The sequence below is a fragment of the Roseibium sp. TrichSKD4 genome, from assembly GCF_000148725.1.
Lineage (GTDB): Bacteria > Pseudomonadota > Alphaproteobacteria > Rhizobiales > Stappiaceae > Roseibium.
Genome location: NZ_GL476320.1, coordinates 1 through 16,193 on the forward strand (window position 1 = coordinate 1; position 16,193 = coordinate 16,193).

Sequence of the window (16,193 nt, forward strand, 5' to 3'; positions counted from 1 at the left end):
CGACGCTCAGGGCCGCCATGTTTTTGCGGCATCCGCCAGTCTATGCTTCAAGCAACATCGACAATTGCGCGGGCGTCACGCTGACTTACCGTCCTTCGCAGCAGGCCAAACAAACCGGCCCTTCTCAAGGCGCTTGCTGAACAGGCATGCGCCCTGTCGATCCCACCAGATGATCTTCAGCAGATCACCGCGCCGTCCCCGGAACACAAACAGATGTCCAGAATAGGGATCAAGCTCCAGAACCTTCTCCGCCTGAGCCGCCAAAGTGTTGAACCCGCGCCGCATGTCCGTCACCCCGGCAGCCAGCCAAACCCGCGCGTTGGACGGCACGGGGATCACGGCATTAGACCTTCAACCAAAGCCAGCACCGTCGGCAGCGCCGTCGTCCCTTCCACCAATACCCGCCGCCCGTCCGACAGCGTGATATCAACCCGCTGAGCCGACAACGGCATATCCGAGGCAAGCGCCGCGATCTGGTGGCCTGGTGCGGCCTGCGGGCCCTCTATCTCCACTGGTAGAAACGCCGCTCCATCAAGGACGCAATCGCTGTCTTCTGGCGCAAACCGCTCATCACGCAGCCAGTTGTGGATCAGGTTCGCATTCATCGCAGAGCGGCGCGCAACCTGCGCAACCGAAACCCCCGGCACTCTGGCCTGCAAACAGATCGACCGCTTCTCGTCATCCGACCAAAACCGCTTCTTGCTGCCCTTCTTCGTACCCAAAATGTGCCTCACAATGTCCATTAACGAAAATGGACATTATCACCCCACTGCGCTCCCCGTCAGAGCGGGAATACCGAACGCTCACAGACAATTTCTTCTGGCTTGTGACGTTTCGTAGCCATGTTGATCCTCCGTTTTCCTAAACATAACGATGGACCACTTCAAAGGGGGAGGATCATATTGCGCAAAGCTAATGAAGATATCGATGGTACATCTGCTGCAGACACGCTTATTGGAGACGGCAGAGGCTCTGATGAGATTTTCAATGCTATGGATGGAAATGATCTTGTTTATGCGGCCTCTGGTAATGATACGCTCTATGGGGGAAGTGGTTTCGACACCCTGTTTGGAATGAACGGCAATGACTCCATATATGCAGGACTAGGAAATGACTATCTAATTGGTGGTGCCGGTATTGATATTCTGGACGGTGGAGATGGTGCCGATACAGTTGATTACTCTGCTGCGGCATCGGGTGTAACGGTGAACTTGTTAGATGGTGCTGCTTCCAATGATGGTGATGGCGGTTCAGATACACTCATCAGCATTGAAAACGTCATTGGCTCTGAAGGCAATGACACCATTATTGGTGATGTGAATGTAAATATTCTTCGCGGTGAAGGTGGCGATGACGCAATCTACGGAAATAGTAGTGATGATACCTTGTACGGTGGAGCAGGGAATGATGAGCTGCGCGGTCAGGGAGGTCTCGATACCTACTATGCAGGTGATGGTGATGATCTGATCTATAGCGATCAGGGCGACACCGCCTTTGGTGAAGCAGGTAATGATTCCTTCCGTGGCTATGGTGGCACAGGGTTATTTGATGGTGGCGCTGATGAAGATGGTATCTGGTGGCGCGATTATTACCATGCAGGAGATGTAGGATTAAATGTTGATCTTGCAGCTGGGACAGCGACTGATGGTGACAACAATGTTGCAACGCTTGTTTCTATTGAAAACTTCACTGGTTCCTCTTACGCCGATATTTTAGCTGGTGATGATAATGCCAATATTATCCGCGGTGGCTCCGACTTTAATGGAGCCATTGATCAAGCAGATACAATTTATGGTCGTGGCGGTGCAGACTTTCTCTATGGAGATTCAGGGAATGATACCGTTTACGGCGGCGATGATAATGATCTGATCTACGGTAATAATGGTGACGATATCCTTTATGGTGACGCTGGTGTTGATACAATCAACGGCGGTAATGGCAATGATACTCTGTATGGCGGTGAAGGTATTGATAGACTCTATGGCGGCACTGGTGATGACACATTCTACTTCGATGAAGAAAAAGATAGCATGTGGGGGCAAACCGGCGCTGATACATTCATTGCTGAAGAAGAGGCAGATAATAATTATCTGAATTTTGCTTACATTAATGGCTTTAATGAAAGTGAAGATCACGTTGACCTATCAAATCTATTGAGCGGTTATGATCCTCTTGCTGATAGCTTGAGTGACTTTGTGAATGTTGCTCAGGGTAGTAATACAACCTTCCAGATTGACCGTGATGGTGCGGGCACAACATATGGCTGGGACAATATTGTAAGGCTGAAAGGCAATACAACTGTCAGCACCGATGTAGATCAGCTTGTTCTAGATGGAACGTTGATTGTTTAATTAGCGGCGCACTGCAAGCTGTGTTTTGTATTACAAAACGATCTTGGCAAGGGGGCATAGCCCCCGTTGCATCCCTCCGTGGGCAGGGAAAATATGTTTCTAGAGACAATATTGCGAACGCTTACGACAACCAGACATGCGGCTCCACAGCTGTGTCTTGTCGCAGCCCAAACGGGATAAAGTCCACGAAAAGCTCAAAAACCGCGCTTACGTAACCGTCAAAATCGATAATCGCCCCGACAACGCTGCCGTCAGAGTTGCAAACGTCCGTGAAAACGGTCAACCTCGTCGCAACACACAGTTACTTGGGAAATATCCGATTAGATAGAACTGGCCTCCCATTCGAACAGCGGTGTTAAGATATATGGCAGGTAAACTGGCTGTTGCATTAAGGAATGGTGCGCCTCTCAGAATGAAACTGGGCACTCGGAGATCAGGATTTCCAGAATATATTGGCCGGAGGTTGTTTTCGGACGGCCGCCGCTATCTAGGAGCCAGGGACACCGGTTGTCCACGTTGTTGTTTTGCCGCACAGATACAATTTGTTGACACGCGCCCCTGCGCATATACCCTATCTAGTGTTCAAGGTCTGATGATTCCTTCCTGGGAACATCAGCGAAGAGGGAAGCCGGTGCGGAGAGAAACCAATCCCGGCGCTGCCCCCGCAACTGTAAACAGCGAGCCTGCATCCACTGTGCCACTGGGAAACCGGGAAGGCGGATGCACCCGGCACTGACCTGTGAGCCAGGAGACCTGCCTTGAATGGAAAAACGTCCACGGACGGCGGGTCCGAGGTGGCGAGAAAATGGGGTAATTGCCCCGTCGCGCCTCCGTGTCTGCCGTCATCATTTGATTGATCTCTTCGGGGTGCAAGACAACATGACCGTCACCGTTTACAGCAAGCCTTCCTGTGTCCAGTGCAATGCCACTTATCGTGCGCTTGAACAGCGCGGCGTTGATTATCAGGTCATCGATCTGAGCCAGGACAATGATGCATTTGCGCATGTCCTGGCCCTTGGATATGCGCAGGTTCCTGTTGTCGAAGTCAGCGGCGACCACTGGGCAGGCTTCCGGCCGGACAAGATCGCAGCTCTCGGCTAGACCGTGGGGCAGCTGGCCTATTTTTCCAGCGCATCCGGCAACACTGACCGTTTCATACATCGCCTTGGCCATCAGGCCACTCGGATCCCGAGAAACAAGACAGAAGATTTGCCGTCTGTTCTGGGTCCGTTTGTCCTGATCACGCCGACCTTTGCAGATGGCGAAGGCCATGGCGCAGTGCCAAAGCAGGTGATCCGGTTTAAATCTCCATACACAAAGCAAAAGGAGTGTCCCCTTGGGGCCGTCCCATATTGCAATTCTCTCACGCGCTCTAGAAAGCTGCCGAACCTTCCTGTTCAATCGAGGGTACACGGTGCAAATGTTGTTGGATTTTCAGGAGGTAGAGCCGCTTCTTGAAAGTTGCCAGAAAGAGGTGACACCTTTTTTCAAGACGTGTTTTTTTGACTTCAACGCGCACAACGGCTTTTGTCATGCTGCGTATCAGGATGGCCGCCCCGTGTCGTTCTACTGCAGCCAGCTCTTTGATACAGGCGGCTTGTCGTATCTTGAGTACCATCGTCGCCAGCTTGAGCGGATCTATGGGCCTGACTGCCCAATTGATCGAAGTTGGGCTTGCCCTCCAATGGAGCAAATTGTCGGCCCTGTAATCTACAGCGGTGACGCGCTGAATGTTCCCGGCTCTCGTTCGTTGAAGGAGTCTATGCTTCGGCTCCGGGCGCTGGCTAAGATGAACCTTTATGCCAGCTTGTTGAGTTGGCCCGGTGCACAGGCGTCCGTAGGACTGGCTCGTGCAAGTCATGTGTCCAAAGGGCTCGGCAATGCTTACGGCGCCTTCCACACTTACCCCTATGCAACGCGTTGGATTAAGCCGCCATCAGATCGGCTGCAAGACGATGTATTTTTGTTCAGTTGGCAAGCCGACATTCTGTATCAAGCGCAAATAGATGCTCTTGACCTGGAGCAAGAAGCGTCAGGTCAGCCAAAAGCAATGTCCGAGAGAATTGAATTGGCCGGATATAACGATACCAGCGCACCTCAGTTGTTGAACGGAAGCCGGGTAAACTGACTTCCATCTGAACGAGTTCGCAGACCGTGGTTTCTCTCGCTTTGGCAAAGGCCACGGCTGCAGCTTTTTCAAAGTTTGGGTCACGCTCGCGCAATTCTGCAGCTAGGTCGAGATAAAGGGTGCTTTCCAGCAAACGCTTGATATGGCTTTGGTTACCGACATGCCCAATTTGCGGAACGTGTTCCCCATCACATTCAGATGACGTCAAAACCAGTTTATTAAAATAGGGAATGACAGTCCCGAATTCTGAGTTCGAGTAGTTCATATACCTATCGAATTTTCCAATTATTTCGCCCTCAATGCCGCGAATTGATAAAGGATCAATGCGTGTTATCTGCATTACTCGATCCCCTTTGTATTTTCCAAGAGCTTAAACATACGGAGAGCGTTCAATAAGATTTCATCACGCTCATCTTCAGTAAAATCACGATAATCCGTTTTGCCTTCATACCCGTCTATGATACGGGACAAAAACAATGAGAGGCTGCTGCCATCGTCGCAAAATACTTCGCTGAAAATGGCCTCTTCGTCCTCAAAGTTTCGAGGCTCAGCCATTGTTTATCGTTGGCCTCGAATGATCTGAAATGCCTTTAAGATAGTCGCTGCATAGGCCTTCATATCCAGTGGTTCGTTGCGGGTTCTTAACATGCGATCAAATTCAATCCTAAGGTCAACCAACAAATCGGCATCGTCAGGAAAGTCTGAAATTTGTTTCACCGGGACACCTTCCTCATCAACGCGGATGTACAAAGCGGCCAAAGTTCTAGCTGGATCAACAGTCATTTCTGGCGCTTACCAAACGTTAACCGTTTTTGCGAACTTTTTTCCGTGAAACTGCGTGAAATTTCCTTAAAGTCATCAATGTATTTATTGACCAGTGCTTGAATAATATCGTCCATCAGGTGCCCCACTGAGGATCGCCGGTTGAGTCCCGATCAGTATCATACGCAACTTTCGGGAGTAAGTTAGCGTTAATTGACCACGGGCGACACGATCAGGTGAGGCACCCCCTTTTGCAAGCTGGCCTGCAATATATGTCAGCGTGAAGAACACTCTAAGAACAAAGCTGTCGGGGTTTTGCAGAAACTTTGCAGCGTTTCCGTTTTCGTTCCCTGCATGTTCCTGCGGACATTTGCAAGAAGTGCGCGCACTGTGGAACGCAGAAAGCAGCCTAGAAGCGCCAAAAACGCTTGATATTCAATGATTTGAAACTGGAAGAAAATGGTGCGCCCAGAGCACCAAAGTTTGAACTCTTTGGTCAGGGTGTTTTCTGAATGGAATGAGCTGATTGAAGCGGAAGATATCGATTTTGATAGCCTTCCTTCACCTGAAAATAAGGTCCAAAAACCAAGCATGGGAGTACCAAGCCCATGACTTCTACGAATACGGAAAAAAGCAGGTTTTCAAAATACCCGTCACCCATCACATTGCGGCTTTCTCAAAATGAGATTGATCGCCTAGATGGAATGGTTTCGGGTTCATCGCGTAGTGCCTACATTCGAAAGCAAATTTTTGGTGAGAATGCGGAAAAGCGCAAATATCGTCCTAAAACACCCAAAACCGATGATGTGGCAATTTCTCAAATTCTGGCAATGCTTGGTGCATCGCGAATTGGCAATAATCTGAACCAACTGGCTAAAGCGGCAAATTCAGGAGCGCTAATGGCAGATGATGAGGTCATTGCCCAGATTGAGGAGGCCTATGCCTTTCACTTAGCTATTCGATCCATGCTTATGGAAGCTTTGGGGCTTAAAGCTGAATCTAACGATCAGCATTCATCTGACCAATGATTTTGAAAGGCTCGCAACGCTCAGGCGGTGTGCAATTGGCACATCATTTGATGAATACGCACGACAATGATCGGGTGGCCGTTCATGATGTCCGTGGTTTTATGGCGGATAATTTGCTTGGAGCCTTTAAAGAAGCTTATGCGGTAGCTAAGGGAACGCGCTGCACACAATATCTGTTTTCCTTAAGCCTTAATCCGCCTGAAAAAGCCCGTGTGAGTATTGCGGAATTTGAAGCAGCAATTAGCGATATTGAACAAAAGCTAAAACTGCAAAACCACCCCCGCGCGATTGTCTTTCATGAAAAAGAAGGACGCCGCCATGCGCATGTTGTCTGGTCGCGGATAAATCCTGCAACCATGAAAGCGCAACGCATGTCCCATTTTAAATCCAAGCTGCGCGATATGAGCCGTGAATTGTATCTGGAACATGGCTGGAAGCTGCCTGACGGATATCTTGATGAGAATAACCGCGATCCGCTCAATTATGGCTACACCGAATATCATCAGGCCAAAAGGCAGAATATTGACCCCAAGCAGCTTAAAGCGCTGTTATTGGACTGCTGGCAGAAGTCAGATTCAAAATCAGCCTTTGTAAATGCGCTTGTGGAACACTGCCTGTATTTAGCGCGAGGTGACAGGCGCGGCTTTGTTGCGGTCGATCATACGGGTGAAGTCTACTCCCTATCCCGTTGGCTGGATATCAAATCAAAGGATTTAAAAGCCCGTCTTGGCAATCAAGCGGATTTGCCATCTGTTGCAGAAGTTTTGGCGAAGCTAAAAGCCAAGCAAGGCAATGATTATCAGTCAAAAATTACAGAGGCTATTTCTCCGTTCAGTGATGATATGGCAGCGTTTGAAGCCAAGCGTGAAAAACTGAAACGCGATTTTGCTGACCATAAAACTAAAATGGCACTTCGCCATAAAGCGGAGTTGCGCGATTTATACAGTCAATTTTCTTTGCATCCAAAATCCCGATTTCAGGCGAAATGGCAATTTGTATCTGGTTTCACAAATAAGCACCGTGAACAAATTCAATCTGAGATTCGCAATCTCAAGTCGCGCCATACAGATGAGCAGCATGATCTCTGGGATCGCCACTTAGCCAGTACCCGTCAACTCTACAAAGAAAAGCATCATCTCCTTGGACGCAAGAGTCTTGCAGACAAGCTTCTTCGTAAAGAGCTTAGGAGTTACTTCAAACATCACACCGCTGAACTGCTTCCGCTCAAATCTGCTGATGATAACCCTGACTTACGAAAAGAACTTTCTGAGCGTAATGCTGAAATTCTCCTTAACAATTCTGCTTTTATCCCAGAGCGGCTAACTGATCATCAAAGCGTTTTCCGCAAGCGCGACATCGCCCGTGAATTGACCAAATATATTGATGATGCTCACGATTTTCAGACCGTGTTGCATGGGGTTCTGTCAGAGAACGAACTGGTGCGCTTACAAGAAAAAGGTAGCTCCAATTCGCAAGAATATTTTTCCACGCGCTCAATGATCAGAACTGAACGTGAGATGATGGATGGTGCAACCACGCTTTACGAAAATAAATCTCATGGGGTTCATCCAGGTTTTGTCAGCCAAGCCATCACAGAGCAGAACAAGGAATTGAAGACCAAATTTGGCGGCAAGCTCAGCACTGAACAAGTAGTCGCTATCCAACATATCACGGGCAGCGAACGTCTTTCAACATTGATTGGCTATGCTGGCGCGGGCAAATCCACCGCTTTAGAAGCAGCGCGAGAAGCTTGGGAAGCACAAGGCTATAAAGTTCATGGCGCAGCCTTGGCAGGTAAAGCGGCGGAAGGTTTAGAGAAAAGTTCAGGTATTCACAGTCGAACGCTGCACTCCTATCAGTATCGCTGGCAGCACAATATGGAGAAGCTGAATGCCAATGATGTCTTCGTCATTGATGAAGCCGGTATGGTCGGCTCGCGGCAAATGAACTTTTTTATTCAAGAAGTTCAAAAAGCAGGTGCAAAAATTGTGCTTGTTGGCGATAGCGGTCAACTTCAACCCATTGCCGCTGGTGGCGCATTCACCGCCATCTCGGAAATCACCAACCCTGCAAAAATCACAGAAATTCGCCGCCAATCCCAAGAATGGCAGCGCGAAGCTTCGCATAACTATGCAACAGGTAATATTGAGGCCGCGCTGAAGGCCTATAATGATCAAGGCTGTGTAAAAACAGCAGATAGCGAAGCCTCAGCTATGAAAGCGCTCGTTAAAAATTACGTTGCCGATTTAAATAACAACACAAGTGATCAATCATCGTGTTTGATCTTAGCCCATCGTCGCAAAGATGTTGCAAAGCTGAATGCAGAAGTTCGCAAGTCACTTATTAGTGATGGTAATATCAAGGATGAACAAAAATATGAAACGGCAAACGGGTCGAAGAAATTCGCTACTGGTGACCGTATTCTCTTCAAAAAGAATGACAGTAATCTCGGTGTGAAAAACGGAACACTCGGCACAGTTCTAAAAACGAACTCTCATTCCATCACCATCCAGCCAGATGACAAAAAAGCCATGCCAATCGTCGTTGATCTTGAATCCTATAATTCACTCGACCATGGCTATGCCGTCACCATCCATAAATCTCAAGGTGCAACTGTTGATAAGACATGGCTCTTCGCAACACAAACAATGGATCAGCATTTGATGTATGTTGCGGGTACGCGACACAAGGATAAACTCGAAATCTTTTGCAAAGATGACTATGAAAATTTATCAGGCAAATTTCACCGTTCAAAAAACACTACGTTAGAATTCCAGAAGGCAGGTATTAATAAATACAAAAGAAAGCAAATTACGAGGTGGCACCTTTATTAAAATACTCATTCATTGAACAGCCTCCTCGACGATGGCGATTTCTTCAGGGGTGAGGCCATAGAGTTGATAAACCTTTTTATTTATTGCCTTTAATGTTTGTTTTGTATTCGAAAAATCAGAGCTTTGTTTTAGGAGTTTTTCTTCAACAAATTTTGCAATTTCCAAACCATCTTCTCCGCTTAAATCTGAAGGCAGAGGAAACACTTTAAGTTTGCTAACACTTATATCGTATCCAGCACCTCTTTCTTTGCCGTTGTGCTTGAACCAATACATAGCAACATTTGAAATCAAACACCCATATAGAGCGAGAAGATTAGATCCATCTCCTTTTTTCAGAATTACATTCTCAGAAATGCCAAAAAATGATTCTTGGGTTTCATATAAAAAACAATCAGGTTCCTTAAACATGCTTGGAACTACAATTTTTTCTTCTGTAAAGTATTCTTCTTTTCTAGGCCAATGAAGGTGCCACCAATCAAGGCGTCCATCCTTTGTTTCCCTTCTGGACAACATTATGGCCTTGTACTTCTCAAGATGAGATTTGATATGAAGCAACCCTTCCAAACTGGCACAATTCTCTTTGGTAATATACAGCAGGTTTTTCTTCGATTTCCTGTCTAACCCATAGTTCTTTATATTGGCTCCCTCGAAGAATGGCTTTACGTATTCTAGCTCGCTTTCATTTAGGTTTAAGTCTTCAAGTTCTTTATCCGTGAGAACAAAAACTCCTTCTCCTGCCGTTAAATTATATTTCTCAGCAGACTTTTTTGTAACTTTGTCAGGGTTTTGTACTACTCCCTGACTCACTAAGAATTTTGAGGATAAGGGTTCTGATTTAGAAAAATCTATTTCAGGAGTGCGAAAATTTATCTCTTCATCTCGAAACACATCAGATGTCCTTAATGTTGAGATTGTTACATTGTTTCCACTCTCCGTCTCGTTTACATCGCGAACATCATTTTCTAAAATTTTATATCTAAACTCATTCCATAGATCACTTTTAGAATACAAGTGAACCATGTGATGACCAGCAACATTGTCAAAAACTTTGAGTTTACCAATATCCACGACATCCTTAAACACAAGGTTATCTTTAACTCTCCCAATAAGTTTTTTTGCGCCAAAGCTGTTTAACCAGTATCGAGAAGTAATAAAGCAAATGGAACCATTTCTGCGAACCACGTCAATTCCGAGATGTAGGAAATAGAACCAATAATCCATTTTACCTTGATGATATTTTTTACCGAACGGAGAGCTGTTTACTTCCTCAAATACATGTTTATTGTCTCGTTCTTTCAGGTAAGGTGGGTTTGCTATTACTAGGTCAAATCCTTTGTTTTTTCTGAAAACTTCGCTAAAATCTAACGCTACGTCAAACGCCTTTTGCCCCCGACGAACCTGTAGACTTAATTCATCAATCTTATTTTTTAATCTCAGTTTTTCTGAAGGCCGGGTTTCATCAAAATACTTTTCTTTAAGCCCCTCTAATTCTGAAAAAAGAGAATTGTTAAACAAATCTTTCTCAACGCTTAAAAGCGAGTTGCCAGCAACAATTTTATACTCCAAGTTCGGTAGCGGTTTGATTGTTCCGAAATCTTCTTCATCCACCACCAGCGAGAGCCAGAGGCGCAGCTTGGCAATATCCACAGCGGAGGCTTCAATATCCACGCCATAGATAGATTCCTGAATAGCATGGCGCTTGAAATCATAGGGTGTGCGGTCTTCATCACCCAGATAGGCATTGAGCGATCCACGTGCGCGAACAATTTCATTCATGACACCCACCGGGAACGCGCCAGAACCAATCGCCGGATCACAGATTTTTACATGCGCCAGCGCATCATCAATCTGGCTGGCATATTTCCTCACCGTTTCCGGGATTTTGTGTTGATAACGGCCAGCATAGTCTTCCTGCTGCGTTTTTACCTGCGCGGTGGCATCATGTTCCTGCGCGACATCGCCATGATAAATGAATTCAGCGAGGTCATCACGCGGCACCACCGGCGCATACACATCCACATAGTTGGTAAGAAGGTCTGTTTTGCCAAAGTCAGGGATCAGGCTTTGCTGGCCTTTTTCTTCCACCGGGCGGCTTTCGATATTCAGCTTGGCATCAAGGTAGTTAATCAGGCTCTCTTGGCACATGTAATGCACGATCTCACGCGGGGTGTAGTATGTGCCACTACCTTTGCGTTCATTTTCCGGAATCAGGTTTTCAAACACTTTACCCAGCATTTCCGGGTCAACAGCCACCTCTTTATCGAGCGGCTCATCTTCACGAACCGTGAAGTTGTAGAGGTCAAATATATCGAAAATCTCTTGGAAGATGGCGTTATCCAGTAAGATATCGGTATTCACCCAATCATAATTGCGGATAGCTTCGAACAATCCACCATTTAGGAAGGGAATGCGGCATTTCAGATGATCGTAATAATTATCATGCCGCTCGGTGGCCAACGCCTCATAAAACAGAGGTTCTAGCACATCGTTAAAGAAGTTTGGATATTCGCCATATTCGCCTCGGTAAAGCGACTGGAGGAAGTCTTTTGGACCCGATCCCCACTCATAGCCTTTGGCAACACCAAGCCAGCCCTTCTTCTGGAGGAAATAGAGAAAGACGATCTGCCCAAGTAGCCGTTTGGCAAAGTCATCGGTTTTAATGATTTTGGTTTCAAACTCGGTTTTGGTTATGGGGTCTTTTTCGAGATGCTTTTCCAACGCTTCCTTCAAGCTGAGATAGAGCGCCTTATACTTCTCGAAGAATTCCTTAGTGACTGTTTCAATGTTGAACGCGGCCTCAAGCTCAGAAAGGGTCGTTTCAGTGTTCGATTGCAACACCGGCAACAACTGCCTGCGAGCAGTGTGCGTTTTTTCATGTTTCCCAACCAAAAACGAATAGCGACGCGCAGGTGTTAGCTCTTTACGGACTTTCTGCTTTTCCTCATCCAGCACGTAATCCATACGTACTAGTGAGAAGCGCCAATCTTCACAATCATCTGAATAGAAGGCGACAAGTGCCGCATCCTTCATATTCCCGCCACGGCTTCCATTGAGATAACGCGCAATGAAATTCCGCTGCATCGTGCGTGCATTTTCCAAGGTGTTGCGGCGCGGCACTTTGACCGCTAACACATCTATTTCAAGCCCTTCAGGGTCTGTAAATTTTGCTAATCGCTTGTAAGAGTGAATGCCATCTTGAAAGGCCTCCGGAATATAGGTTCCGGACGAAGCCTTTTTTTCCTCCTTTTCATAGTCATGAAATAGCTCATGAATAAAGCGGCGGAACCGAGCCTCATCGTAAGCTTGAGTGAAGGTGTCATTGACTAATTTTTCTGCTTCACTTTTCTTCATGTTTCCTCACCTACCATTAGCTCACTAAGGATTACCTCGCGCACAGAACGTTCTTTTGGCCTATTCATATCCTGATACAGATCGTCGTAGCTGATATTTTCCCTGAAAACATTCAGTATGCCCAGCGGGTTTAAGTTCTTTTTGAGTTTTTGTTTGATACGCTTAGACGTGTTGCGAGGAATAGTGCCATGCTCAAGTGCCTCTTTGACCATCTTCAGGTATTCTTCATCGTCATCTGTATACCCCTGAAACTTGCCTATTACAGCCTTTAAGGTTTTGAGAAGCTGGGCTTCATTTGATGATCCTCCACCACGGCCAGTAGACAAGTCGATGCTGTCATCTCCTGTAATTTCTTCGAGATAATTCTTATTGGACTGCAACAGATCAAAATAACCCGCTGGAATTTTCTCAGCAGGAGTATCCGGTTGGCACTCAAACAAGCGTGCAGCTTCAAGAAAGGTAAGTTCAAGTGGACTGATGTTATCTGCTATAACGAATTTCTTCAGTCTTCCTTTGCGGAAAAAGGTAAGCAACCTGTCATCACGGTACGCTAAATTTTCAGGCAGTTTTCTTGCCGTTCTGGCTTTCTTTGGCAACATTTTTATGCGAGCAAACAAATCAGCATTATTATCCCGAATACCACGTATCTCTTTCAAATACCGTAATTCTGAGTCAGCTTCTGCTTCACCATCTTCAAAAGTATTCTTATCATTCAGCTTTTCATATAAACGTTCGCCAAAAAGCTCATGAGTTGTGAGTTCTTCATCGTCACTAAGGTATTTTGCATCTTCTCCTAACGTATTGTGAAATGCTTGAATCTTGCTCTTGATATTATCTTCTAGGCCTAGATGAGCATCAGACTGCGCTGTAGGGAAAATGTTGAATACATAAACCTCATCATGCTCGGTGCCAACGCGATTTACACGTCCAACACGCTGCAAGACACGTGTCGGGTTCCAAGGCAGATCATAATTGATAATTATATTTGAGCGGTGCAAGTTAATACCTTCCGCCAGAACATCTGTCGTTAGCAATATTTGCACATTATCTTGCGGCTGGGGATGCTTAGGTTGGTAATTTGCTTTGATCAAATCCCTCAAGTGCTCACCCCTCAGGCTCGCACCATCCAAAACGCCCCCATGACTGGAATAGGATAGAACTTTTCCTGAGAAATGCTTATCCAATTCAGATTGCAAATGTTCAACGGTTTCTTTTGATTCACTAAAAACAAGGACCTTTTTCTTGGCAAGGATGGGATTGTTTTTCAATTCCTCTACAAAACTGTCGGTTTTCGGGTCTTCATCGATGTTTCGCCAAAGCCGCTCAATCTCCTGTAGAATCTCCAGATCGAGCAGAAGTTTCTCTCGGTAGGCTGGCTGGAAGTCAGTTGAATCATATTTTTGCGCCTTCTCATCCTCGACAAGCGTCAGCAGTCGATCTTCATTATCCGCATCCAGTAATTCAAACACATCTACTTTATTGCTAATCCAGACGGTTCCTTCATCGTACATCCCAAGGAAACGTTCATAGGAATGTACGAACCGACTTAATGATTTTTTAAAGGCATAAAAGCTGCTCTCAAGCCTTTTCACCAGAATGCCCTTCATAAAGCCACCGACGTTACGTTGGGATTGCTGTTCAAATTCGCTAAGCTGTTTTTTCAAAAAGAGTAAGGGTGTGTATCGCGCATATGAGAAATCTCTAAGCAACTCTATGGTTTCATTAAAAGCTTTCTCCGTCTTGCTATCAAACTGATATACAATTCGCTGGGGGTCGGCCATATCTGGGAATCTCAGCCCTTGTTTGTCTATATCTTCACCAAAATAATTTTTGATTTCAGATCGAGTTCGCCGAACCATTACATGCTTGAGCACCTTATCGCGCACCTTTTCTGAAGTCTCTTTCACAGCATCCAAATACTCAGCCGTGCCCTTTTCGTATTGGTCTAGTTCTTTTTGTTGAGCCTTAAAAAAAGCATCCAAATTCTGAACACCGGGAATGGCACTGTTCTTTGCAGGTTGAAATAGCTTGATCTGTGTTTTGATGTCTTCCAGCTTATTGTTTAAGGGAGTAGCAGAAACAAGAATTACTTTTTTATTTCTGCATATTTTATGTAGTTCTTCATAACCTGTAGTAAGCTCATTTCTAAAGCGGTGTGCTTCATCCACTACGACATAAGTAAACCGCTCAGTTCCCTTCTCCAAAATTTTGTCTAGTTTACCTAGCGACTCAACTTCGAAGCCGGGGACATAAAATTGATGAAGTGTTTCTTTCCAATAATCTTCAAGCACCGGGGGACAAATTATTAGCTTCCGTCCAGGTGGAAGTTTTTGAAGCAGTAATGCTGTAATAAACGTCTTTCCAAGACCAACTACATCTGAAAGAAACACTCCGTTATAGGATTCTAGAACTTTCTTGGCTGACATGACAGCTTGTTTTTGGTAGGCTAAATCCATAAAGCCATCGGGAAGGCTAAACTCTAGTTCTTCATCAACATTTATATCTTCTTTGAAGTATTCATAAAGGAGCTTTAGATATATTTGGTAAGGGGTTATGCGATCATTTAACCATGTCTTATTTTGAATTGTGTCGATGTATTGTTCGCTTAGATCGACACCTTCTGCCCACAATTCCTCAAATCTCTCAAGGGCATACTCGACATCCACGCGATCTTTAAGCTCAACATTAAACTCACGCTGGGCAACTAGACCATTCTCCGAAAAATTACTGGAGCCTGTTACAACTCTTCCGAAATCACGATCATCTTCGTTGAAGCGTGTAATATATACCTTGGCATGAATATTTTGGCTTGGGTGAGCCTTAAGCTGCAATTTTCCAGACTTGATAAATTCTATAAATTTCTTTGCAGCAATTTCTATTTCAGGGGAATCTTCAGTGCTATCCATTTCTGCTGTAAGCGTTTCAGAATATATCTCTCGGCATTTGCGATGCGATTCACCAAAATCAATTTCCATTTGTGATTTGGATTCTTCAAAGAGTTCATAACTTCGTTTATCTACATTTAAACCAACTAATATTCTAATGTTCTCAACGTTTTCAAGTTCTCCATATAATCGATAGAACCCACTCGTCCTGAAATATCCCACTAATATATCAAAATATTGGGCGTCTTTTGTGGTTGAAAGAAAGCGACTGTATAATGAATCGCTATTTGTATTTGTGAAAAATTTAAGATCACTTGATTTGTTCATTTGTATTTTTATCTTCCTGCAAAGCGATCCATTTATCGATTTCACTTTTGCGAAAACGGCGAGCACCTCCTACTTTAAAGCTTGGGATGCTGCCATCTGAAGCAAAGCGGTAAGCTGTTTTTTCTGCAATTTTCAAATAAGAGGCTAATTCCTTGATAGTGAATATCGCATCATCACTCATATTGATTGGCTCCGAATTGAGTACATTAATTGAAAATGATTGAAAATTGAGCATTCTTCAAGTTGTTTGGTCACATGCCCCACAAAATTGTTTTATTGAAAAAAATTGAGCTTGATGACGAAAATTAGTGTTGGCTCAGAATACAGGGGATGCAACGGGGCTTTGCCCCTTGCCAAGAGGCCTTGTTACACGAATGTGTATTACAAGGCACATCTTGCGGCACCCCGTGCTGTGACAAGAGCTTTGCGGTTCAGCTTGGTTCAAGTGAACCTGTCTTGGAATTCCCAAAGCTTTTTCAGGTTATGACAATTTGACGGTCAGCTTAAATATGAAAAATTCAACTGGA

Annotated in this window: 14 protein-coding genes, 1 pseudogene and 1 riboswitch; of the genes and pseudogenes, 8 read left to right on the top strand and 7 right to left on the bottom strand. The window is 45.3% G+C overall.

Going from position 1 to position 16,193, the window contains the following annotated elements; all coding sequences use genetic code 11:
• Window positions 1–339 (bottom strand): annotated as a pseudogene (gene tnpB, locus TRICHSKD4_RS20455) (IS66 family insertion sequence element accessory protein TnpB); the annotation flags it as partial.
• Window positions 336–605 carry a hypothetical protein gene (locus tag TRICHSKD4_RS20460; RefSeq protein ID WP_009465502.1) on the bottom strand — a complete coding sequence of 90 codons (270 nt, stop codon included), beginning with the start codon at window positions 603–605 and terminating at the stop codon, window positions 336–338. The gene TRICHSKD4_RS20460 and the pseudogene tnpB, both read right to left, overlap by 4 nt.
• Here TRICHSKD4_RS20460 and TRICHSKD4_RS32410 point away from each other — a divergent pair.
• The 6 genes from TRICHSKD4_RS32410 (at window position 583) to TRICHSKD4_RS31300 (ending at window position 4,479) form a co-directional block, all read left to right on the top strand.
• Window positions 583–840: a hypothetical protein gene (locus tag TRICHSKD4_RS32410; RefSeq protein ID WP_009468853.1), complete on the top strand. Its 258-nt coding sequence runs from the start codon at window positions 583–585 to the stop codon at window positions 838–840. The genes TRICHSKD4_RS20460 and TRICHSKD4_RS32410 overlap by 23 nt on opposite strands.
• Before the next feature lie 62 nt (window positions 841–902).
• The gene (locus tag TRICHSKD4_RS20465) at window positions 903–2,351 is read left to right on the top strand and encodes a calcium-binding protein (RefSeq protein WP_009468854.1); all 1,449 of its coding nucleotides are present in this window, start codon (window positions 903–905) and stop codon (window positions 2,349–2,351) included.
• 136 nt (window positions 2,352–2,487) lie between these two features.
• The gene (locus tag TRICHSKD4_RS32415; protein ID WP_083782849.1) at window positions 2,488–2,679 is read left to right on the top strand and encodes a phage tail protein; all 192 of its coding nucleotides are present in this window, start codon (window positions 2,488–2,490) and stop codon (window positions 2,677–2,679) included.
• Window positions 2,680–2,919: 240 nt separating this feature from the next.
• Window positions 2,920–3,127: riboswitch (cobalamin riboswitch) on the top strand.
• 103 nt (window positions 3,128–3,230) lie between these two features.
• The gene (nrdH, locus tag TRICHSKD4_RS29610; RefSeq protein ID WP_040617439.1) at window positions 3,231–3,452 is read left to right on the top strand and encodes a glutaredoxin-like protein NrdH; all 222 of its coding nucleotides are present in this window, start codon (window positions 3,231–3,233) and stop codon (window positions 3,450–3,452) included.
• A 3-nt stretch (window positions 3,453–3,455) separates the two neighbouring features.
• On the top strand, window positions 3,456–3,809 hold the full coding sequence (locus TRICHSKD4_RS29615) for a class Ib ribonucleoside-diphosphate reductase assembly flavoprotein NrdI (RefSeq protein WP_083782850.1): 354 nt from the start codon (window positions 3,456–3,458) through the stop codon (window positions 3,807–3,809).
• Window positions 3,772–4,479: a hypothetical protein gene (locus TRICHSKD4_RS31300; RefSeq protein WP_208993206.1), complete on the top strand. Its 708-nt coding sequence runs from the start codon at window positions 3,772–3,774 to the stop codon at window positions 4,477–4,479. Before TRICHSKD4_RS29615 ends, TRICHSKD4_RS31300 begins: the two co-directional genes overlap by 38 nt.
• Before the next feature lie 339 nt (window positions 4,480–4,818).
• On the opposite strand, the gene TRICHSKD4_RS20485 is transcribed toward TRICHSKD4_RS31300, so the two are convergent.
• Window positions 4,819–5,034, bottom strand: coding sequence for a hypothetical protein (locus TRICHSKD4_RS20485; RefSeq protein WP_009468859.1), 216 nt, complete (start codon window positions 5,032–5,034; stop codon window positions 4,819–4,821).
• Between the two features lie 3 nt (window positions 5,035–5,037).
• Entirely contained in the window at window positions 5,038–5,262 is a 225-nt protein-coding gene (locus tag TRICHSKD4_RS20490) for a hypothetical protein (RefSeq protein WP_040617289.1), read from the bottom strand.
• A gap of 587 nt (window positions 5,263–5,849) precedes the next feature.
• Here TRICHSKD4_RS20490 and mobC point away from each other — a divergent pair.
• Together mobC and traA are read left to right on the top strand one after the other, a co-directional pair.
• Window positions 5,850–6,269 carry a plasmid mobilization relaxosome protein MobC gene (gene mobC / locus TRICHSKD4_RS20500; protein ID WP_009468863.1) on the top strand — a complete coding sequence of 140 codons (420 nt, stop codon included), beginning with the start codon at window positions 5,850–5,852 and terminating at the stop codon, window positions 6,267–6,269.
• Window positions 6,266–9,103 (top strand): Ti-type conjugative transfer relaxase TraA, encoded by a 2,838-nt coding sequence (gene traA / locus TRICHSKD4_RS28480; RefSeq protein WP_009468864.1) that lies wholly within the window; start codon window positions 6,266–6,268, stop codon window positions 9,101–9,103. Before mobC ends, traA begins: the two co-directional genes overlap by 4 nt.
• A 9-nt stretch (window positions 9,104–9,112) precedes the next feature.
• On the opposite strand, the gene TRICHSKD4_RS20510 is transcribed toward traA, so the two are convergent.
• The 3 genes from TRICHSKD4_RS20510 to TRICHSKD4_RS20520 are packed head-to-tail and all read right to left on the bottom strand — an operon-like array spanning window position 9,113 to window position 15,847.
• Window positions 9,113–12,454, bottom strand: coding sequence for an Eco57I restriction-modification methylase domain-containing protein (locus tag TRICHSKD4_RS20510; protein WP_009468865.1), 3,342 nt, complete (start codon window positions 12,452–12,454; stop codon window positions 9,113–9,115).
• Window positions 12,451–15,666, bottom strand: a complete 3,216-nt coding sequence (locus TRICHSKD4_RS20515; protein ID WP_009468866.1) for a helicase-related protein — start codon at window positions 15,664–15,666, stop codon at window positions 12,451–12,453. Before TRICHSKD4_RS20515 ends, TRICHSKD4_RS20510 begins: the two co-directional genes overlap by 4 nt.
• Window positions 15,650–15,847, bottom strand: a complete 198-nt coding sequence (locus tag TRICHSKD4_RS20520; RefSeq protein ID WP_009468867.1) for a helix-turn-helix domain-containing protein — start codon at window positions 15,845–15,847, stop codon at window positions 15,650–15,652. The genes TRICHSKD4_RS20515 and TRICHSKD4_RS20520 overlap by 17 nt, the downstream gene beginning before the upstream one ends.
• Window positions 15,848–16,193: the final 346 nt, after the last annotated feature.